18 protein-coding genes and 2 riboswitches are annotated in these 20,473 nt (G+C 38.6%); of the genes, 3 read left to right on the top strand and 15 right to left on the bottom strand.

The window, feature by feature from the left end; all coding sequences use genetic code 11:
- Positions 1-42: 42 nt before the first annotated feature.
- From MHH33_RS03780 to MHH33_RS03740, 9 genes are all read right to left on the bottom strand, one after another.
- Positions 43-483, bottom strand: a complete 441-nt coding sequence (locus MHH33_RS03780; protein ID WP_342543001.1) for a MarR family transcriptional regulator — start codon at positions 481-483, stop codon at positions 43-45.
- Between the two features lie 239 nt (positions 484-722).
- Complete coding sequence (locus MHH33_RS03775; RefSeq protein WP_342543000.1) at positions 723-1,643, bottom strand: patatin-like phospholipase family protein; 921 nt, start codon at positions 1,641-1,643, stop codon at positions 723-725.
- Positions 1,644-1,887: 244 nt separating this feature from the next.
- Positions 1,888-2,526, bottom strand: a complete 639-nt coding sequence (gene thiE, locus MHH33_RS03770) for a thiamine phosphate synthase (RefSeq protein ID WP_342542999.1) — start codon at positions 2,524-2,526, stop codon at positions 1,888-1,890.
- Positions 2,516-3,340: a bifunctional hydroxymethylpyrimidine kinase/phosphomethylpyrimidine kinase gene (gene thiD / locus MHH33_RS03765; RefSeq protein WP_342542998.1), complete on the bottom strand. Its 825-nt coding sequence runs from the start codon at positions 3,338-3,340 to the stop codon at positions 2,516-2,518. The genes thiE and thiD overlap by 11 nt, the downstream gene beginning before the upstream one ends.
- Positions 3,337-4,092 (bottom strand): hydroxyethylthiazole kinase, encoded by a 756-nt coding sequence (gene thiM / locus MHH33_RS03760; RefSeq protein ID WP_342542997.1) that lies wholly within the window; start codon positions 4,090-4,092, stop codon positions 3,337-3,339. The genes thiD and thiM overlap by 4 nt, the downstream gene beginning before the upstream one ends.
- Positions 4,082-4,762, bottom strand: coding sequence for a thiaminase II (gene tenA / locus MHH33_RS03755; RefSeq protein WP_342542996.1), 681 nt, complete (start codon positions 4,760-4,762; stop codon positions 4,082-4,084). Before tenA ends, thiM begins: the two co-directional genes overlap by 11 nt.
- A 68-nt stretch (positions 4,763-4,830) precedes the next feature.
- A riboswitch (TPP riboswitch) is annotated at positions 4,831-4,927 on the bottom strand.
- Between the two features lie 64 nt (positions 4,928-4,991).
- Positions 4,992-5,090, bottom strand: a riboswitch (TPP riboswitch).
- Between the two features lie 119 nt (positions 5,091-5,209).
- Entirely contained in the window at positions 5,210-5,689 is a 480-nt protein-coding gene (locus tag MHH33_RS03750; protein ID WP_342543730.1) for a GNAT family N-acetyltransferase, read from the bottom strand.
- Positions 5,690-5,708: 19 nt separating this feature from the next.
- Positions 5,709-6,251: an AAA family ATPase gene (locus MHH33_RS03745; protein ID WP_342542995.1), complete on the bottom strand. Its 543-nt coding sequence runs from the start codon at positions 6,249-6,251 to the stop codon at positions 5,709-5,711.
- Positions 6,252-6,506: 255 nt separating this feature from the next.
- Entirely contained in the window at positions 6,507-7,769 is a 1,263-nt protein-coding gene (locus MHH33_RS03740) for an erythromycin esterase family protein (RefSeq protein ID WP_342542994.1), read from the bottom strand.
- Positions 7,770-7,990: 221 nt separating this feature from the next.
- On the opposite strand from MHH33_RS03740, the gene MHH33_RS03735 reads away from it, so the two are divergent.
- Positions 7,991-8,692 (top strand): hypothetical protein, encoded by a 702-nt coding sequence (locus MHH33_RS03735; RefSeq protein ID WP_342543729.1) that lies wholly within the window; start codon positions 7,991-7,993, stop codon positions 8,690-8,692.
- 741 nt (positions 8,693-9,433) lie between these two features.
- On the opposite strand, the gene MHH33_RS03730 is transcribed toward MHH33_RS03735, so the two are convergent.
- From MHH33_RS03730 to MHH33_RS03710, 5 genes are all read right to left on the bottom strand, one after another.
- Positions 9,434-9,619 (bottom strand): hypothetical protein, encoded by a 186-nt coding sequence (locus tag MHH33_RS03730; RefSeq protein ID WP_342542993.1) that lies wholly within the window; start codon positions 9,617-9,619, stop codon positions 9,434-9,436.
- A 57-nt stretch (positions 9,620-9,676) separates the two neighbouring features.
- Positions 9,677-10,216, bottom strand: a complete 540-nt coding sequence (locus MHH33_RS03725) for a 2'-5' RNA ligase family protein (RefSeq protein WP_016429333.1) — start codon at positions 10,214-10,216, stop codon at positions 9,677-9,679.
- 163 nt (positions 10,217-10,379) lie between these two features.
- Positions 10,380-10,802 carry an NUDIX domain-containing protein gene (locus MHH33_RS03720; protein ID WP_342542992.1) on the bottom strand — a complete coding sequence of 141 codons (423 nt, stop codon included), beginning with the start codon at positions 10,800-10,802 and terminating at the stop codon, positions 10,380-10,382.
- 89 nt (positions 10,803-10,891) lie between these two features.
- Positions 10,892-11,485, bottom strand: coding sequence for a kinase (locus MHH33_RS03715; protein WP_342542991.1), 594 nt, complete (start codon positions 11,483-11,485; stop codon positions 10,892-10,894).
- 78 nt (positions 11,486-11,563) lie between these two features.
- Entirely contained in the window at positions 11,564-12,286 is a 723-nt protein-coding gene (locus tag MHH33_RS03710) for a hypothetical protein (RefSeq protein WP_342542990.1), read from the bottom strand.
- A gap of 237 nt (positions 12,287-12,523) precedes the next feature.
- On the opposite strand from MHH33_RS03710, the gene MHH33_RS03705 reads away from it, so the two are divergent.
- Entirely contained in the window at positions 12,524-13,384 is an 861-nt protein-coding gene (locus MHH33_RS03705) for an EAL domain-containing protein (protein WP_342542989.1), read from the top strand.
- A 302-nt stretch (positions 13,385-13,686) separates the two neighbouring features.
- Positions 13,687-14,640, top strand: a complete 954-nt coding sequence (locus MHH33_RS03700; RefSeq protein WP_342542988.1) for a GGDEF domain-containing protein — start codon at positions 13,687-13,689, stop codon at positions 14,638-14,640.
- Positions 14,641-14,903: 263 nt separating this feature from the next.
- Here the strand turns inward: MHH33_RS03700 and MHH33_RS03695 are convergent, their stop codons facing one another.
- Positions 14,904-20,408 (bottom strand): S-layer homology domain-containing protein, encoded by a 5,505-nt coding sequence (locus tag MHH33_RS03695; protein WP_342542987.1) that lies wholly within the window; start codon positions 20,406-20,408, stop codon positions 14,904-14,906.
- Between the last annotated feature and the right edge of the window lie 65 nt (positions 20,409-20,473).

The following is a 20,473-nucleotide window of genomic DNA, read 5'->3' as shown; positions in this document are numbered from 1 at the left end:
TTTCATTCTCCTTTATATTTATACTAGTTTGTCGTATTGCGACTACTCATTTGGATTAATGTTTTTGACGTTGTCTTGTATCCGTGTCAGCATGTCCAAAAGTAAAGAGCGTTCCTCTGCATTGAATCCAGTTAAAACCTTCGAAATGAATTGCTGTTTCTCTTCTTGGTAAGCAACAATTCTTTCACGACCTTCATCCGTCAGACGAACAAACGTAAATCGATTATCTGCGGGATTCTTACGTCGTGTGACCATTCCCTTTTCTTCCAATTGCTTTAAGTGCCTCGTTACAGCTGCATGATCTATATTCACTTCTTTTTGAAGCTCCGTCTGACTGATTTCATCCACTTCAAACAACTTGTTCAACAAATCCAATCGGGATTGACTGATGCCTGTACAGCGCTCAAACTTCGGGCTTGTTTGCTTATTTATCTCATATAATCGATAGACAATTTTTCCTTCATCTGAACATGAGTTGGACATAAAACCACCCCTTCAATGTTTGACGGGTCAACAATTGACCCATCAACTACTATAATACGATGCATTATTAAAATCAACTAATTGAATCGTTTAATAACTCTTCTTCTTGAAAACTGCAATTATATCCAGTGATTTTTAAGGTTATAAGCAAGAAAAACCCCCATTCATTCAAAGAATAAAAGGAAGGTTTTCAACTATTTTGAAAGCAGGTTGTTAATCGAAACTCACAGATATTAATACTAACGATTTGAAGTTTGAAAGCTTCTTCCATGAATTGGCGGTGTCCAAGATTTCAGAAATTGCTCGGTTCGACTCCGTCCTCTTTCAATCAGAGCCTCCCTCTTTTCTTTACTAAGATCAAAATCTGTAGTGTTAACATCATCTACTGGTATGAAGATAATATCTTTCTCATGTTTCCTGGAGATGTACCTTTCATCATGTGCATTTTGCATCGTTGAAAAAAGCGCTTCGAATAAATTGAGTCCATTGTTGATTTTATTTCCTTTCGATTCGTGGTGGCCACGACTGATTTTCAAACCAAGAACGGGTCGTTCCCTATTTCCATCTTTATCATCGAATAACCACAAAGGAAAGTTACTCAACACTCCCCCATCAACAAAAATTGTCTCCCCATTCTTGACTTTCAAAGTGGCTGGTTCAAAGAAAAAAGGGATGCCACAACTCATACGTAAAGCACGGGCAATGGGGAAGGTATCTGCTGATAGCCCATAACTTGCCAAGTCATCTGGAAAAACAATTATTTTGCCATTCGTCAAATCTGAAGCCACGAGCTTCAATGTACCTTCCGGTAAATCACCAAAAGAATATACCCCTTTTGCCGCCAATTTTTCCATGAACCAGTTTTCCAGTGCATTGCCTTGGTACAGCCCCATGTGCCAATACAGGAAAATCCATTTCATAATTGGTAATGGAACGATTGATTTTCGTGTATCGAGTAGGGTTTTGAAATCTAAATCATCCAGCATCTCTTCTATTTCCTTACCAGTGTATCCAGCAGCAATAAAGCAGGCAAGAATAGCCCCTGCACTTGTTCCCGCTACTCGTTGAAAGCGATATCCCTTTTCCTCCATTACTTGATATGCACCAACTAATGCAAAATTTTTCAAGCCTCCTCCAGAAAACACCCCATCTATTAACATGTTTACGCTCCTTTTTTCAAGTCGTTGTCTTACACTGTAATAAGAAAGAACGCAAATTAGAACTTAATTCGACAATGACTTTGTTGAGCAAATCGTATTAAAAGAAGTGAAAAGCCTTCCCTGCAAAAGTTGGGAAGGCTTCATTCATGTCTTCATTTGATGTATTGGGGCAACTTTTCGAGCTATAGGGGCAACTCTTCATGTTATAGGGGCAACTTTCCCCGTTATTGGGGCAACTAACCAATTATCTCCTAATTCCATCTTTGCTTAATATCAAGGAAACTGTTGCATGACGGTCCTGACATTGACAAATCGCTGAAATGATCGCCACACCGTCGGCACCAGCCTGCAGCGGTTCGTGTGCATTTTCAGGTGTGATTCCTCCAATAGCAACGATTGGGAAATCGGGAAGTAACCCTCGGGCTTGTCGCAAGAATGTTAGACCTGCTGGAGCCTTTGCATCAGATTTCGACCTTGTTTCATATATCGGACCAATCCCAACATAATCCGCATCACCTTTGATGGCACCTTCTAGCTCTTGTTGGGTATGTACGGAAACTCCCACGATTCGTCCCGTGAACTTTTCTCTTATTTCCGTAAGGGCGATGTCATCCTGCCCTACATGCACCCCATCTGCATGCAATTTTATCGCTAATTCCACATCGTCATTGATAATGAATGGTACCTTGTAAGATTTGCATATTTCCTGACATTGCCGAGCAAACCCTTCCAGTTCATCCCCTTTCAACGCCCCATCACCTTTTTCCCTCAACTGAAACATCGTTACTCCAGCCTCCAACGCATCCTTTAAAACAACCAAGGGATCTTCCACACAATTGGGTGTACCCATTATGAGGTATACTGCCAAATCTTTACGGTTCAATGATGGTCACCTCACAAATTGCTTTTAATTGCTTATAAGCGAAATGGTTGGTCGGTCCATGTCCATGGCCGATACCAAGAGGATTCTCGAGAGCCAGCTGGACAAATTTTTTCGCTTCGATCAAAGCTTCCTTCAAAGGAATTCCTTGTCCCAAAAATGCAGTCAATGCGGCAGAAAACGTACAGCCCGTTCCATGTGTATGCTTGGTGTTGATACGAGGGGTAACCATTTTGAAGCTAGTCCCATCGGCCATAAATACTGTATCTGTTGCCGTATCTCGTTCTTCTAGATGACCGCCCTTCATGACCACGCAATTGACACCCATTCCCAAAATCACTTTAGCTGCTCTTTGCATATCCGACTCCGATTGGATTGCCAAACCAGCCAGTACCTCGGCTTCTGGAATATTTGGGGTCAATACTGTTGCAAGTGGCAAAAGGTTAGTCTGTAAAGCTTCCACGGCTTGATTCTGTAAAAGATTTGCGCCTCCTTTGGCAATCATCACGGGATCGACGACAAGCTGTACATTTTTTTCTCGCAAATTATTTGCTACTTCTTCAATGATTTCTGTTGAAAAGAGCATGCCTGTTTTGACTGCTTGGATGGGCATATCCTTAAAGACAACATCTATTTGTTGTGCCACGAAATCGGGTGATGCTGGAAAGATCCCTTCTACACCCAGTGTGTTTTGAGCAGTCAGCGCTGTAATCGCAGACGTACCAAATACGCCAAGTTCCTGAAATGTTTTCAAATCGGCTTGTATACCGGCTCCGCCCCCACTATCCGAGCCTGCTATCGTCATGACAATGTTCATTTTCCTTCACCTTTGGAAAAGAGATGCAAAGCATTTAGTACTTCAGTCTGGAAAGAACCAAGAAGTTGTGCCTGAGACGATGCTTGCTCGGATATTTGTTTATAAGCTTGAAGGAGATTGCGTAAGTTTAGGAGGACCTCTCCATCCAAACTTAAAGCCGCCGTGCAAATTGCACTCAACAAACACCCAGTACCGGTTACCGCTGTCATTCGTTCATGCCCGCCAGTTATCCAAAATTCTTTGTTTCCATCGGTAATATAATCCGAAGCACCAGTCACAGCTACGATACAATTCCAATCCTTTGCTACTTGCTTGGCAACGTCCGCGATGTCCATGTCACCTTCTCCACTGTCTACTCCTTTTGACTGCCACGAAACACCTGCGATTGCAGCCAGTTCACCTGCATTACATCTGATTAAATTAAACCGAACTTGTTCCAGCAAATCCCTCACTGCCTGTTTGCGAAATGATGTAGCTCCTACGCCTACTGGATCCAAAACAACTGGTGTACCAAGTTCATTCGCTTTTTTACCAGCCAGAAGCATCGCTTCTTTCGTTCGTGTATTGATTGTGCCGATATTAATTAATAGGGCCGAGGAAATGGCAACCATTTCTTCTACTTCTGATATTTCATCCGCCATGACCGGTGACGCACCGATTGCTAGCAACCCATTCGCGGTAAAGTTCGCCACGACATAGTTTGTCATGCAGTGAACGAGAGGCTTTTTTTGACGTATTTGTTTAATAGGCATAGACTTTCACCTCGTTTTCCCAGTTCTCAAGTGTCCAAGGCATTTCCCAGAATTTCCACTCGTAATAGCAGCTCTTAGCAAAATGACCTTTCAGCACATTTCTCTTATTCGGATTTGCCTCTGCATATCGATTCATCATTTGCATTTGCTGCTCGATTTTTTCTTTGTAACCTGGTGCACTATATATGGCAATCCAATCTTCATAAGCTTTGACACCTGGTTTAGCGTCTTTATACTTCTCCCCGATTTCCTGATAGAGCCATGGACAAGGGAACATGGCGGCAAACGCTTCTGCCACATCCCCGTTATGAGCTGCATTGTACATATGCGATACGTAGTTGTAGGCAGCCGGAGCAGGTTCAAAGTGTGCTTCCATTTCCTCCGTAATACCGAGCTCTTTGAAAACAGTTCGGTGCAACTCAAGCTCGGCTTCATTGATGTAGCGAGCAGATTCTAAAAAGAATGCTATGTCTTCATTCGTTTCAGCCTTCGTGGCGGCAATCGCCAGCACTTTTGTGTAGTGCTTTAAATAATAGGCGTCCTGCATCATGTAATACGCAAATTTCTCAAGTGGCAATGTCCCGTCCACCAGTCCCATTACAAAGGGATGATCAAAACTGCCTTGCCAATAAAGATCCGTTTCTTTTCGTACTTCTTCACAAAATGTCATTACTAGTCCTCCTTCTTTGGATGGACGCAAGTGCAAAAAACGCCCTTTTGCGTATGACAAAAGAGCGTTTCTGATGAAACATTGCTCCCTACGTCAGTGTTAACTGTCAGGTTCCAAGGGTCAGGTTTTAACCTTCTCAACTAAAAAGTCCCCCCGCAATTAAAATATTGAATTAGAAACAAAAAAGCCCTCCATAATGGAGAGCTACAGTACAAAACAAAAGCGTTAAACCGCTATGTACTTTGCTCCCTACGTTCGTCTTAACGAACAGGTTCAAAGGGTCAGGTTTTAACCTTCTCAACGCCAATGCGTCCCCCCGCAACTATTTTAATTACTTACATACTAGCACACTATCAGGAAATCTCAAGAATCGTGGTGAGTAATTTCAGTTTCCATCATGAATGAAAAAACCCTTCAACTCCTTCAAAGAACTCATTTCATCATCGTTTACAATTTTTTTCTGAACGAAAAACACCATTTATCATAATCCATTCTGTCTTCATAGAACCTATGAGCATCGGTTCTTTGGATTCCCGATTCCAGCGCTACATATTCGGCACCATTTTCTTTTGCCCACTCATGTATGAACTCCAACAATGTTTCTCCATATCCAAGCGAACGTTTAGAGTCGTCCGTAACTAAATCATAAATATAAACGTGACGGCCGCTATAAAAATTTGTTCTCAAGCTCACGCCTGCCAAAGCTACGATTTGATTTTGAGCAAATAAGGCAAAAAGTCGATATCCGTCTTGTGTCATTTGTCCGAGCAAATCATGAAAAGACTCTATCGTCAAATCCAATCTTAACTGTTTCATTAGTGGAAATGCACGTTCGAATTGTTCTGGTTTGGTTAGTTCTAAGATTTTATAGGTTGAATCATCCATCGTCATTCCTCCGTCAAAATTAGTTTCCGTCACATGTCCCATGTAACTCAAAAGTCTTCATCTATTTAACAGCTTCTCCTGTTTTTAGTTTTTCCTTTATGATTTGAACAATCGTATGTACTGGGACGTTCTCCGTGTTGATGTAATCCCCAAAATCATGTTCTTTATATGCTTTCAGGCATTTCGATGTTTGTTGGAAACACCAATTTCCTTCTTCCTCCCCACGTTCCCTAAGTCTATTGAAAATAGTTTCCTGATTTGCTGTTAAACAAAAATGGGTTGTTTGTTCATCAATCTTCTTAAATCCATCAAATATGTAATTAAAATATTCTACTTTCCGAATAGTCATTGGAACAATTAAGTTCACTTTATACTGTGCGATTAAGTGCTCAGCAACGGTAACGGTTAATTTTTTCCAAAGCTCCAAATCCTGAAAATCTCCTGTTTTTGCTTCAAGAGCCATAACATCTACTGGGAGAATTTTGACTAACAAAGTACCTATTTGTTCCGGATCAAAAATCATACTATTTTCGATTTCTTTCTGTAGTTCATTGGAAACAGTGGTCTTCCCCACTCCAAATGCTCCATTTATCATGATAATCATTCGTCCACCAGTCCTTTTCCTTTAGTTTCATCCTTCTACAAGCATTAAATATTTCTTAAGTTGTTGATTGTATTCGACAAGTAGGTATCAACTGTTAATATCACAGGAATAAATTGCACACTTATTTTCAACAGCTCACCCCTTGGAATTTTAGTCGTACATAATTAATTATTGTTACATTTTACCATTCTTTCATTGTTGAATTAAATAACGAAAACAAAAAAACACCGCAAATGCGGTGCAATTAGTGAGTGATTATGGGTTGTCATGCTCAATTGGAGTAAGGGCTTTGGTTTCGTCCAGATAAATGAAAGCGTCGTAGCGACTTCCCATTTTTGAAGGTACATAATTCCCGTAAGCTTCGAACTCAGGATTATAAACCACGCCAATTGCCCGATGACCAATCCATTCATCAAACAGGTGGCGATTGTCATCATCAAAAATCAATAACTTATTAAATTCACCAGCTGCATGCATAGCGTATTCCCATGATTTTTTCATAGCTGGTGGCACGACCATCATTTCATATGGGTTTGCCCACTGGTCAGCTGCGATCACTGTTCCCTTGTATGTGCCAAACCCGACAGCGAAGACATTTTCTTTTCTGTTCTGTAGACGGAGAATCTGTCCCACGTTCACCATGCCAGCCGCTTCCATATCCGTTGCGGAAGCATCCCCGATATGAGTGTTGTGTTCCCAAATGATGATTTTTGCATTATTTCCATGATAATCCATGACTTCGTTTATCACTTCAACCATATGCTCATCACGGACATTCCAGGAGATGTCATCACTACGAACCATAGCCCGGTAATATTCTTCAGCGTTTTGTGCAACCATTGCATTGATTTTCAAGTTCAAATCGGCTTCCTGTACATCATTATAGTTATCTTCATGAACGCGTATAGACTTTAGTAGCTTAGTCACTTCATCGATACATGCTTCCGATATATTTACCGAAGACATGGCATACGTTTCAGGATGTCGATTAAAAGGTTCAAAGCACGCGAACGCTTTCCTTGCCAGCTCCAGATCCTCACTTTCCGGATCCGTCTTGCTTAAATAAGTGATTACTTCGTCCAATGATTCCCACAAACTGTAGACATCAATTCCGTAAAAACCTACGTTTTGGCCACCTCCACTTTTGGTATTGTGTCTCTTGAGCCATGTGATAAAGTCAGCAATTTCCTCATTAGCCCACATCCATGTTGGCCAACGGTTGAACGCCTTTAACACATCTTTTACATCTTCTTTTTCTTCTAAATACCCTTTAATATAACGATTAACTTGTTGGCTAGATGGCCAATCACCTTCAACAGCAATAACCGTGAATCCTTTTTCCTCAATCAACCTTTTTGACAGTTCAGCACGAATCGAATAAAACTCTGAAGTACCATGGCTTGCTTCTCCCAATAGAACGATTTTCGCTTCGCCGATTGCTTCTATAATAGGTGTAAGATCATCTTGTGTTTCAAAAGGAATAGCATATTTTTTAATGGATTGCTCTAGGGAATTCATTGAAACACTCCTTTTTCAGTTGAGTTTACGTCTTCTCTTCTGTTATCTATTATTGCTCATTAACTTACTATATCTATCATTCTAAATTCCCCTGTTTTCCAACCTTTATTCTTAAAAAATCATTTAATTGAAAAAAGGATATAAATGGCATGCAACAAATTCATGAAATGGGAAAAGATAAAAAATTGAATGGAGAATATATTTTAAGGGGCGGGTATAACATGGCCATGGAATGGTTTAACCGAGTAACTGCAGAGCTGCAAGATCATCTGAATTCGCTTTGCGATGAATACGATAAAGTCGGTCAAATGACGATTGATCAAAGTGCCAAACATCCGAGAATTGAATTTTTCGTCGAGACTGAAGATGATGACAGGGAGTTTTTCTGTACCCTCCTCTTTGATCCACATAACGAAGAATTTTACATTGAAACATTTGATTTCGAATATGAAATGCAAGCTCGGATTATTTTGCCAGATATTGAAGATGTTATTGACGCCGTCCACGAAAGCTTCCATTCTTTTATGAACGGAGATAGTGAAGCGTTTTACGTGGATGAAATAGATGATGAAGATGATTATGTATTGGAAGAAACTTATGTAACAGATGAAGATGAAGACGGTGAAGAGTATTATGTAGATGAAATTGTACATGATGATTATGATCCTGAAGAGGTCGGCGTTGATTGGGAATCTCCTGAAGTCACCGCATTTCATATAGAAGATGAAGTAGAAATCACCTATCAGTTTGGACTGGTTGGGGACACGGGTCACGGCGTCCTCAAAAGAGTCAACCGTTATTGGCTGGATGACGAGCTCCATAAAGACGAAAGCATCTTTACGTTTTCTAAAGAAGAGGCCAGCACAATGATTGCTATGATTGCGAGCCATATGGACTCGATGACTGAATATAAAGAGCTTTAACTTCACTAACAGGTATCTGGGATAATACTTCCGATACCTGTTTTTAATTTGCTCGTACAGATCCGCTCATTAGCCCGGTGTTGTTAACATCCCCTCTAATACTATTTTTAGAATTAACATTTACTTATCGACTAACTTTTTTGAATAAACTTCAGGGATGATTGAAAAAATAATTATGCCTAGTATCACAGCGAAAAATATATTTCTACTAATCCCTCCGAGTAATAGTAGTGATGTTAGAATTACTAAAAATAAGATTCTCCACCCAATAACAAATTTGTTCATTTTGACACACCCCCGAGTGTTGTTATTCCTTATTTAAAAAAATCATTTTTTATCTTATTTATCTATACTCACTGATTAGCTCGACTTAGAAATACTTTCCATATTAATTATTCAAAAGGTGAACAATATAGCCACAATAAAATTAGTAAGCCTAAGTTGATTACCCCAAATATAAAAGAGATAAATTTAAAAATAGCAATATGGTATCTTTCAGGGAAAAATTTCTCTGAAATGAACAGTAGGCCTCCTAGTAACATTTCAACAAATGAAAATGTGTTAATGCCTCCGGTAAAATCGTCATCCTCTTCGTATCTCTTAAAAGCAACATAAAAAGCATTTCCAACCAATAATACTAAAATGAATGAAATTATTAATAGAACATATATATTCAAAATAGAATGCATCTCCTAATGTAATCCAGATCTATGATGTAAGAATCAGTTAATGTTAAGAGTTTTATTTATCGTTATCTAAATCACTATCAAGAAAAGATTTTTCATTTTCTTTTATTCCATTCTCTTTTTCAAGAAATTGACCAATTACTGATCTGTTTATTCCGTTTCTTACTGCTATTTCAATAACGTTCATAAAAATAACTACGCCAACCAAAAAAAAGGCAATTGATATAACAATAGTCTGCATTTAAAGTCCCCCCATAATTAATCAATAATTACTAAATTTTACCACAAAAACAGAATTTTAGTTCAATCCATTTAATGGGATATCTATATACTTTATATATTTATTTGTTTCAACCTCTTGATAAACCCTTACAAATTTAACATCAAAAGTTGGATAAGGACTAAGTTCTTGTTCTGCTAAGTCTTTCATATCTATAAGTTCTATTTTTGTTAAACCATAATTTGTTTTCCCCAAAGTCATATGTGGTACAAAATCGTCCAGCTCAAAATACTGTTTAATTAATTCGTTGGAAGGAGAAATTTCTCGAACTATAGTTTTATGTAGTTTATATAATTCATGGGAATTTGCACTTAAATAAAGAATGTCTTCACCAAAGAACATTGGTTTATCAAGTGTAATTTGAAAGGGTTGAAAGTTATTACATACTTTTCTAACTCTACTTAGCCACTCTTCATCTGGGGTTAATCCACCTTGTGCTTTTAGAGTTATATGTGGTTCCACAAAATTTGTAATCAGATTATTTTTCCACTTATGCTGAAAATCTATTAGTTTCATTTTGTATTCATCTGAAGGTACAATCCCAATAAAATATTGCAATAATATCACTCCCTCTTTCAATGATCTTGAACTAAATGCAAATTAACTATAAGTTATTAGTCTTTTTATTGCCTCGACAACAATCTGGGGTTCATCGTTTTGGATATAATGAGCACTATTTTCATGTTGACGCCACCAAAGGAATGTCCTACCAAAATGTCGTTTAGTTGAAAATTGATTGTACTGTGATAGCAACTTCTTTAGGCTTAACGTCAATGTATGATAATTTTTCTATTTCAACCCATACTGGCAAATATGTACCTCTATCTCGATTATTATCAGTGTATTCTTCTCCTTGTCCAGTACCAAAAATCCCATCGAGTATTTCAGCTAAGAAAAAGTATTGTGTACCGTTACAGTCCACCTTTGCAATGCACTTACTAACGTTTACTATTACACCTAACTCCTCAAAGGCCACTCTTTTTGCAGCTGTTTCAGGATGTTCACCTTCTTCAATTCCGCCTCCAGGAAAAACATAGTAAATTGAACCGTTCCTAATTCGTTTAATCAGACCAACCTTATTATTTTCTACAAGAATAACCGAAGCTCTGTCTCTCAAAATTATCCTCCCTATTTCTACATCCATTAAATTAAAAGAGCTCTCTTTTGAGCTCAATATTTACCTCAAGGTCTTTAGTGTGAAAAGTGTATTCCCTTTAAAAACTAGATTCCCATTTAATTTTGAAATACTAGGTCTGCTTGCTTCTTTGGAGATTCTGTATCCAAATAATACTCTTCTGCTTTCCAGTATCTATTTCTAAATTTCTCGATATTACTTTGTGTCACATCACTTTCACGGTTATATCTTATTTCTCTCGGACAATCCAAATAAACTAAATAATCGTAGAAACTTCGCCACTCATTTCGTTGTAGAAATACTCCTTCAACGATAATTAGACAAGTTTCAGGTAATCTAACTACTTGTATATTGTGTGTATCAGATTGATTATCATAGGTTAGCAAGTTTAGTTCTTCAGACGTTTTTAGTTTGTTGAACAAATTCTCTTTTAACCACTCGGTATCCCATTGTAAATGGTAGTACTCATACCACTCTTCATAATCGGTATCGTAACGCCTTTTTTTCTCCACAATGTAGTCATCTATATGGAAAATGCAGACTGGGATATTTTTTTCTTGAAGATAGTGTTGAACTTTTTTTACAAAGGTTGTTTTCCCAGAACGGCTTAAACCGTCTATTCCAAGAACGACTCTTTTACCTTTTTCAACGGGTGGAATTTCATTTAATAGAGTAAGTATGTAATCTTCCATGCTAGTCCCCCCTAATTCAAGTTTTCAATTTAGGTTAATCCATATTTCACAAACCTTCCTCGTTGGTTCAACAAAGAATTATTTGCCTGTTTTGAATGCAGTTTCACTGATAATTAAACTAAGTTGCAATCGGTCTAACCATTTTTCGGTATCACTAATAATCCTAGAGATTCCATTCGTTTCTTCGTGATATTCTAAGCCTTCCACAGAACGATAGTCTACATCTAATTTTGCGATTCGAAGTGCGATCATTGCCCATTCTGCATCTGTCATCTTTTCTTTCGAATTTCTGTTAATATATTCAGCACTTTCCTGGGTAAAAGAACAAGAACCAGCAGTTATATCAACTTCTATCCCTAACTCTAAAGAACAGATTTTGTTTGTAATCTTCTCTGTTTCAATCCATTCTACAGGGTGTGTTTTCATTGCTCTTTCAGTACGACCTAAAATTAAATAATCGTGATTTGGAATGTCTAATACTATGTTTTTTAATTCATCTAAATGGTTCTTTCCCCAAGTTAATATTCGGTCAAAGTCACAGTAATGGTAATATTCACTTTGACCCAATAGCCCAAACTTTAATGCTTCTCTACGTGCCTTGGCTGCACCTTCTTTGGGTATAATTTTCACATTAAACTTGCTTCTTTCCATTTCTTTAATTAATTCAATCGACGATTCATCACTAATCGTAATAAAAAGCTCAGAATAAATACCTTCAAATTCTTTTTGTAACTCATTAAATTGCTTAATATTTCTTCCATTTGGATCGTGAGTAACTGTCAAGAGAGCTATTTTGGACACGCTTTTCACCTCGATTATGTAAGTCTTACTATATCAATTCTCTTAAACTACCTGTTTTCCTTTTTAAACTAATTTTATTCATCGCTCTTATACAGACGTGCTATAAATCCTAAATAGCTAGAAACTTTTTACAATTCCTTAATACTCAAGAAATATTGCATCGCTATACTATATAAAAGTACACAAATAGAACGCAATGTTAAGGGAGATTAAATGAAGATTAACCAGATAAGTACGATGTTTAAATATTTACGATATTTACATAGTAACCATAATTTTGTTATTCAAGAATTTAAAAAAAGTGAAGAGTTTAAGGGACTTATTAGTAAGCAAAAGATAACAACTGTATTTCAGCCGATTTTATCTCTTGTGGAAAATGAAACCATTGGATATGAAATACTGAATCGTCCTGAGATCACATCCTTGTTTCCATCAACAGAAAAATTTTATGATTATGTGGGTCAAAGTGATAACGTCTTTATGGTCGAAGCCTTTTTGCGCAATCTATCACTTGAGAGATATTCGGAGCAGTTAGAGCATTCGCAAGAGTATAAAAATCGGTTGGTTTTTCTTAATATTCAACCACAAGTACTAACAGATTCGGCGTATCGAAGTGGAAAAACGTTGGAGCTATTAGATAAATTTAATCTTTCTCCTAGCCAAGTTGTATTAGAAATGACGGAAAAAGAAGCTGTGATTGATTATAATCGATTTGAAAAAATAATAGAGAATTATCGTCTACAGGGATTTAGAGTTGCCGTGGATGATGCTGGAACCGGTTATAATAGTCTCAAAACGCTTGCATATTTAAAACCTGAATTCATCAAGATTGATAAATCGCTGATCCGTAATATTAACATTCAACCAGCTCAACAACAGTTAGTCGAACTTCTGGTCGAGTTTGCACTGCAATCCAAAACCGACGTTATTGCAGAAGGCATTGAAACATTGTCAGAATTGGAGTTTATTCAAAAACTTGGCGTTCATTTTGGACAAGGTTATGCATTAGGAAAACCGAATCCTCTATTAAAAAATGGAATAGTACCCTTAACTCAATCACCGATTGTCACACCTGCAAATTTATATCGAGCTAAATGAAATTCTAAATAAGTACAGATTAGAAGAAACATGCGCATGTATTTCCTTTTTTGAATTCAACATAAACACCCCTCACATCATTTTTAATTAGATTTTGTGAAGGGTTGTTTTTATACAAAAATTAACCTAATATATTCCTTTATATAAACTAAAAGAACTATTATAGTATAGATAATATGTTTCACGTTTTTACCAATTGAACTTAAAAGTATTAATTATCTTCTTTAGTTTAAGTACAACTCTTACCACAATGTTCAAGTGAATAAGAAATTACGACAAAATTACTAATCATGGGGGTTTATATGATTGCTTATATCGGAGATATTGCTAAAGAAATACCTAAGGTACCTTTTGGAACGCCTTGTCACCAGGTGGACCAAATTTTTCATAACGATTTAAGTCTGCAAGGCATTGTTATCACTGAGCAAAATTCAGCTACAGCCTTAATTACTAGAACTAATTTTTATCAAAAAATGGGTACACAATATGGTTATAACCTTTACATTAAGAAGCCTATTGAAATATTAGCCAATAATAATCCATTGATTGTGAACTTTTTCACTTCCATTGTTGATGTCAGTAAGTTAGCGATGGATAGATCCGAAGAAGAAATATATGATGACGTAATTATACAATTAGACGATATAATCGTCGGTGTAGTGAGTATTAAAAGCCTTTTAATGAAAGTTTCTGACATACAAGTTGAGTTTGCTAGTTATTTAAATCCCCTGACTAGGCTGCCAGGAAACATTATTATTAATCAAAATCTAAACAAAGTTTTGGAGCATAAAAAAGAGTTTAGTCTCTTATATATAGATTTAGACCGTTTCAAAGCTTATAACGATTATTATGGCTTTAAAAAAGGAGACGAAATTCTTCAGATAACTGCAGATCTATTAACTAACTCACTTGATAATGAAGAAAGTTTTTTAGGTCATATCGGAGGCGACGATTTTATTGTTCTCTTTAACCATTACTACTATGAAGATTACTGTGACAGAGTAATCAATGCATTTGATGAGCAAATCAAAAAGTTTTATACCAATGAGCATCTAAAAGAAAATTTTATCTATACCACAAATCGTGAGTATCAAATGGAAAAGATTCCGTTAGTTTCTATATCGATTGCCGTCGTTACAAACGAGCATGAAGAATTTACCTGTGTTGAAGATATTGTCTCGGAGGCTACTCGATTAAAAAAAATATGCAAAATGAAAAGTGAAAGCTGTTTCTACGTCAAACCAGTATTAGTCTAAGAAATTAGAATCCATGCAAAAAGGAAAGACACCGCCAAATTGGCGGTGTCTTTCCTTTTTGCAATTTTATTGACGCTTTTTATTTCTTGATAATGGCGACGAAATCGCTACCGACTTGGCCTGTTTGCTCCTAGCCCACCAGCGAAAGGTGCAAAGAACCTCTTCTCTGCGAAAAAGAGGACGAATGGAATCCCAACCGTGCCCTTTTACTTGCTGACGATACATGAGCCAAAGTGGTGCGGAAGCCTTTTGATTTTTATTTATTATTTTTCAACAGATTCAAGTTTGTCGAGCATGCGATATAAAACTACAGCTGTTTCCGCTCTTGTCGTTTGCTTTTTAGGATCGAACGCTCCGTTTGATCGACCATTGATTAAACCCAGTTTACTTGCATTGCTTACTGCCTCTTTCGCATACATACTGATTTTCGAGTCATCCTTGAATTTGTCTTTTTGAGGCAAATTCGTCGTCAGTTCTGGATTTGAATAGTCAATAGCACGCATCATCATGGCCGCCATTTGCTCACGTGTGATATCTGCGTCTGGATCGAATGAGCCGTCGTCCTTACCGTTTACGATACCCATGCGATGAGCCGCTTCAATTTGTTGGGCTGCCCATTTTTTTGAAGCTGGGACATCTTTGAATGTTCCCTTATAGTCTTCCAAAGGCACTTGCAGTGCTCTTACAAGAAGGACAGCGAATTCAGCACGTGTCAATTTTTGTTCCGGTGCAAATAATTCAGCTGTTTTTCCTTCTGTTATAAAGCGTGAAGCTATGGAGTCAATTTCTTTATTAGCCCAGTGCTTGGCAGTATCTTTGAATGCGACATTTGCAGACATGACCGTGAACATGGATGGATTCTTGGTTGAAACGGTCCAATAGCCATTCTTCTCTTTTCCGCCAGCATAAACCCACGCGTTCGCTCCATTGTCGTAATAGACTGCTGTCGTTCGATGTTTATTAATAATTTGAGCTAACTTCAGTTTCAGTTCGACTGGATACTCAAGTGAGTCAATCTCTTTATCTCCTGCCATTAAAGCGATGTCCACAATATCAGTGTAACGCTTGCCAGTTGGAAGACCGGCTTCTTTTTCAGCCTTAACAGTTGAAATAATCGAGATGCTGTCTTGATTCTGCTGCAATTGTTTCGCAGCTTTAACTGGCAACACAACTTCATGACCGTTCTTCGTCAAGAAACGTAGGGGTTTGTCCGCAATGATTGCATTGGATATTACTTGTTTTGGAATGACCCATTTCGCGCTATCGGAAGTTGGCATTTGGTCAAAAGTCCAAGAATCATTCGTTTTTGTTAGTTGACCTTCGTTTACGTTAAAGATTTGTTCACCTGTAACTGGTGGTATAGGCGCAGGTGGAATTTCGTTTCCACCGTTGTTACTTTCTTGGTTACCTGTTGTGAACACGGAAACATCAGAGCGCATTTCTCCGCCAAATGAATCCTTCACTTGAACATACCAGCCATGTTTAGTCGAACGTTCGAGATTATTCCAATTTACTTCCGCAATCGAACCATCCGTGATGTTTTTAACTTCACCAATTCGTTCAGTCGTGAATACTTCTGCCTTGAACATATCTGTAGCAACAACTTTTTCTTTCGGCGTCAAGTCCGTTTCAATCGTGAATTCATCTTTTCCAGGATAATCTACTGGATTGTAGTAGTTATACTGATCCAAATAAGGCGAGTATGTCTGCATCTGGATGGTGTTTTCAACCGGATTTACTTTCATAAGACGCAGGAAGCCTTGTCCGCCTTCAGGTCCTCCCTGATAATCGGCTAACATTTGATACACTTTCCGATCGGCTGTACCGTCCTTATCATCATCGAGTTCGTCAACCAGTGTTTCAGCGTCATGGTAATGGCCTGACAATACCGCAATTACGTTTTCGTTCGTCTTGACGACATCGTTGAATATTTTTTCACCGATTGGGCTTCTGTTGCCGGATACCAATAAATATTCATGGAAGGAAAGAATGGCTTTCTTTTCAGGATACTTGGCTAGGACTTCATTCATCCATGCAATGTCCTCTTCATTCACTCCCCAGCCCATGTACATCATGATGAAATCATTGCCATTAGAACTGATCAGATCGTAATGGCCACGATTGTCTTTATAGGATTCCCCATAATAATCCTTGTCCATAAATCTTTGTTCCCCGAAGTATTTACTGTATTCATTATAGTCCCCTGTTTTGTGACCGACATCATGATTTCCTGCCAATACACCGTAAGGAATGTCTGCATTGTCAAGCGTGCCCATGAATGTATCCGCACGCTCCCACTGAATTGGCTGGTCAGCTTCATCGACCAAATCGCCTGTATGGAAAACGTATTTTAAGTTCAGGTTTTGTTTCGCTTCAGCCATCCATTTCGTCATTCTTTCGAAGATATGTGGGTAACTTTCGGAATAATATTGTGTATCCGACATCCAGATGAACGAATAATCGAAATCCGTTGTGGACGCAATTTCATCCTGTACCATCACTTGTACTTTTCCGTCCTTGACAAACTCTTTCACGTTGACGGATCCATGTAAAGTGAAGTTCTTGTCGTCTTTTGCAACTTTCCATTCCTGCAGTTCCCATAAAGCATTTACATGATTCCAAACGTACATTGATACTTTACGGCCGATCAGTGATTTCCCTTCCCAGTTCAGGACGATTTCGTCATTTTTATCAAGCTCTTCCCCTACAGTAACTTCAAATCGGTGATACGGGAATTTATCCAGTGAAGTAGTTTCAATGTACTCTCCGTCCACTTTGGCCATTTTATCTTTTGCCGTGACAACGGATTCACCTGCTGGAATCAGCTCTTTAGGCGGTTCCCGGTCTGCACTGTTTTCAAATACTTTGATTTCCTCTGCATCCGCTTCAAACTTGTGTCCCTTATAGAATGAAACATTCAGCTCATCCTTTGTAGGGTCCGTCACTTTCACTTGCAGTTTCGTCTCGTTCGGGTTGACGTTTTCCGTACCGTCTATCGGAGAAATGATTTCCGGCATGTATGGTTTTTCTTCCAATACGGTAAAGTGAATATCTTTTTGTACTTCATTCATGGCAACATCTTTTGCCGTGAATGAAACTGTATGTTCGCCTTGTGACAATTTTGCGGATGACGTCTCAAAAGGCATTGTGATTTCTTCCCCATCCAGCAACGCAGTCACGCTTTCAACTGCAGAGTACTTATCCTCAACCTCCGCCTGAATCGTAAAGGCACCTTTGTATTCCTTTCCTTCTTCTATCGAAGGGGTAATGATTGGTGCACTGTTATCGATAATAACTTCAGCTTTTGTATTTTCTGCATCCTGCGCTTCGACCGTATGCGTTCCTTCAGTTTCTCCAGTTGTGTCCCAAGCGTAGGCCTTTGCACTAAATTTCTCATCCGGCAGATGGAAGCTGAAATCGATTACCGGCTTGGCACTCGCACCGTCTCCGACCGATAGCTCTTTTTCGATATCTTTGTATTGAGGATCGTAAAGAGTGGTACCATCCGCTAAAACTAATCGTACATTTTTGACATAGAAGTCATCGCGATTTTCTTCTGAATTTGTATCGAAAGGAGACACTTTTGTACCTGCACGTATCGATATTTTGGTATCGAGTCCTTGCGTAAAGTGATCAGGATCCACCGGTATGGTCAAGGTTGTATAAGTGTTAATTGTGTCATCGAAAATGTGGAGCGTTTCATCACCAATCGTGACCCCGTTTTTAAAGTATAGATTGACATTTTTCGCATCAAAGGCGAAGTAAGCCTGTGTTGGTAGCGCAGGTTTGGTTTCGCCCGTGACATCCTTTTGATTAATTAATAGTTTTGAATCCTTGCCATACGTTTTCAGCAAAACCGTTTTACTTAAATAAGAGCCATCTTCCACGTTCAATCCTGTTACAATCGAATCGTCGTTTAATATTTCGATTTTCTTAACATCCGAAGCCACCTCATTTGTGCCATCTGATACCTGAACGTAATAACTTAAGTTCTCCTTCCCAAGTAACTCTGGTGAAGCAACCGTATGAGAATAAACAGTAGAATCGTAGGTTTTGGTTAAATCGACCATACGATATTCGTCGGTTTCATTTGTTCTATAGAAAAGACGCACCGTTTTGACCATGGACTCATCCGTTACATCGAATGAAAGTTCAAGATTTTCGTGTCCCGACGTCGGGATAGCTTCAGTCAAATCGCTGATTGAAGGCGCTGTTTTGTCCTCAGTAAAAGTAACCCTGGCTTTTGGTATCTGGATTGGTGATAGGCTCCCTGGTGTCGCATTTTCCAAGCTGTGGCTGTATTTTTTCATGACAGTGGATTTGCCATCTGAAGGATACGTGTATAAAATGCCTTTGTTCGCAGCCACGTCATCTACATCCGGCTGGTCGTAATAATAGGCAGATGAAATATCAATGCCTGTATTTGTTGCGATGGCTAAACCGCGATGACTCGAGTTGGCCATTCCTCCAGATTGGATTTCCGCGATGTCTACATTTTCAATCAAGTTCACATTGTAAATTTGGTTGAAATCTGCCACAGTCTTTTCTTGATTGCTCGCATTTTTAATCCAGTAGACGATGGTTTTGCCACTAGGCAGGATAATATCCTCTTTATCCGCTTTCCATATTAAGTCCGCTTCCGGACCTTCCGCTGGATAACGATAGCGAATCTTGTAATCTTTCAAGTTAATGGCTTCTGCCGAATTGTTATACACTTCGATAAACTCATAGCCATCCAGTGATCCGACATTCGTCGAGTCTGGAACGAGCTCTGTCACAAGAAGTGCAGGAACATTTTGTGGGTTAACGTCCATACCTTCAATCAACACTTGATAATCTTCTGTCCTGGATGTATTTTGCCCATCAAATGCTTCAATGCGGTAGGTTACTTTGTTCGTCAATATTTCCGATTGGTCGATTTGGGTTTCAAACGTATTTTCTTCAGATGAACCGACCATATCCTTATGAAGCCAACTGCCATTATCCGTCAGTTTGTAAAATAGTTTTACGTTTTCGAGTTTTGTTTCATCCGTAACCACTGCTTTGATGTTAACTGGTTCACCAACCGCCACTTTGTCGATCGCTTGATGTGCAATGACAGGTGCTGCTTTATCCTCGACTATTGGGTCTGCAGGGGCTTGTCCCGTGATCAATCTACCTGGTGTCGGTGCTTCTGAAGACGTAAGAATGTCCATCGTTTTTCCGTCTTCCCCGGCTTTGTATTGAATGCCTTTATTCAGGCCGACATCAGCTTTCACATATTTTGCTGAAGTGAAAATATTATTGGACGTATCCGCAACCGATATCGTTCGCTCATCAGAGTTTGCCATTCCATCCGACTCGATGTAGGTAAACTGACTTTCCGATAACTGCGTATTGAATTCAGTATTGAAATCTGCAAGAGTCAGATTCGTATTTGCTTTATTTTTGACCCACACGACGAGTGTCTCGCCTGGGGCAATCGCTTTGTCTTCATTAAATGTCCAATCTACCATTTTCCCATCTGGATATCCGTAGACTAACTTGTAATTCTTTAAATCAATTGATTGGGTGCTATTGTTATATAGTTCGATAAACTCAAACGCATCCGTTGACGTATCAGCTACATTATTGCTGTTAGGCAACAGTTCCGTAATGAGGATTGGAGAGAATGCTGCTGCCTCGACATGTGTTTGGCTTTTCTGCAATAACTCGGTTGGTGAAGGAATTACCGTGGAAAATGTTAAACTACTCATCAACGCAATTGGCACCAAAAATTTCTTGTTCATCTAGCAAAATTCCTCCCAAGTAAATATATTCCATCATCAGTTTACGGGAGAATTGTATGCGTATT

The organism is Paenisporosarcina sp. FSL H8-0542 (genome assembly GCF_038632915.1).
Lineage (GTDB): Bacteria > Bacillota > Bacilli > Bacillales_A > Planococcaceae > Paenisporosarcina.
The sequence above is the reverse complement of the archived record's forward strand: the minus strand, read 5'-3'. Positions and strand labels throughout refer to the sequence as shown.

Coding starts and splice junctions, on each gene's coding strand:
- MHH33_RS03750 (WP_342543730.1), bottom strand. CDS start 5,689: ATGGGACATGTGACGGAAACTAATTTTGACGGAGGAATGACGATGGAT.
- MHH33_RS03730 (WP_342542993.1), bottom strand. CDS start 9,619: ATGCAGACTATTGTTATATCAATTGCCTTTTTTTTGGTTGGCGTAGTT.
- MHH33_RS03695 (WP_342542987.1), bottom strand. CDS start 20,408: ATGAACAAGAAATTTTTGGTGCCAATTGCGTTGATGAGTAGTTTAACA.
- thiM (WP_342542997.1), bottom strand. CDS start 4,092: ATGCCTATTAAACAAATACGTCAAAAAAAGCCTCTCGTTCACTGCATG.
- MHH33_RS03780 (WP_342543001.1), bottom strand. CDS start 483: ATGTCCAACTCATGTTCAGATGAAGGAAAAATTGTCTATCGATTATAT.
- MHH33_RS03735 (WP_342543729.1), top strand. CDS start 7,991: ATGGCCATGGAATGGTTTAACCGAGTAACTGCAGAGCTGCAAGATCAT.
- tenA (WP_342542996.1), bottom strand. CDS start 4,762: ATGACATTTTGTGAAGAAGTACGAAAAGAAACGGATCTTTATTGGCAA.
- MHH33_RS03715 (WP_342542991.1), bottom strand. CDS start 11,485: ATGGAAGATTACATACTTACTCTATTAAATGAAATTCCACCCGTTGAA.
- MHH33_RS03745 (WP_342542995.1), bottom strand. CDS start 6,251: ATGATTATCATGATAAATGGAGCATTTGGAGTGGGGAAGACCACTGTT.
- MHH33_RS03740 (WP_342542994.1), bottom strand. CDS start 7,769: ATGAATTCCCTAGAGCAATCCATTAAAAAATATGCTATTCCTTTTGAA.
- thiD (WP_342542998.1), bottom strand. CDS start 3,340: ATGAACATTGTCATGACGATAGCAGGCTCGGATAGTGGGGGCGGAGCC.
- MHH33_RS03700 (WP_342542988.1), top strand. CDS start 13,687: ATGATTGCTTATATCGGAGATATTGCTAAAGAAATACCTAAGGTACCT.
- MHH33_RS03705 (WP_342542989.1), top strand. CDS start 12,524: ATGTTTAAATATTTACGATATTTACATAGTAACCATAATTTTGTTATT.
- MHH33_RS03775 (WP_342543000.1), bottom strand. CDS start 1,643: ATGTTAATAGATGGGGTGTTTTCTGGAGGAGGCTTGAAAAATTTTGCA.
- MHH33_RS03720 (WP_342542992.1), bottom strand. CDS start 10,802: ATGGATGTAGAAATAGGGAGGATAATTTTGAGAGACAGAGCTTCGGTT.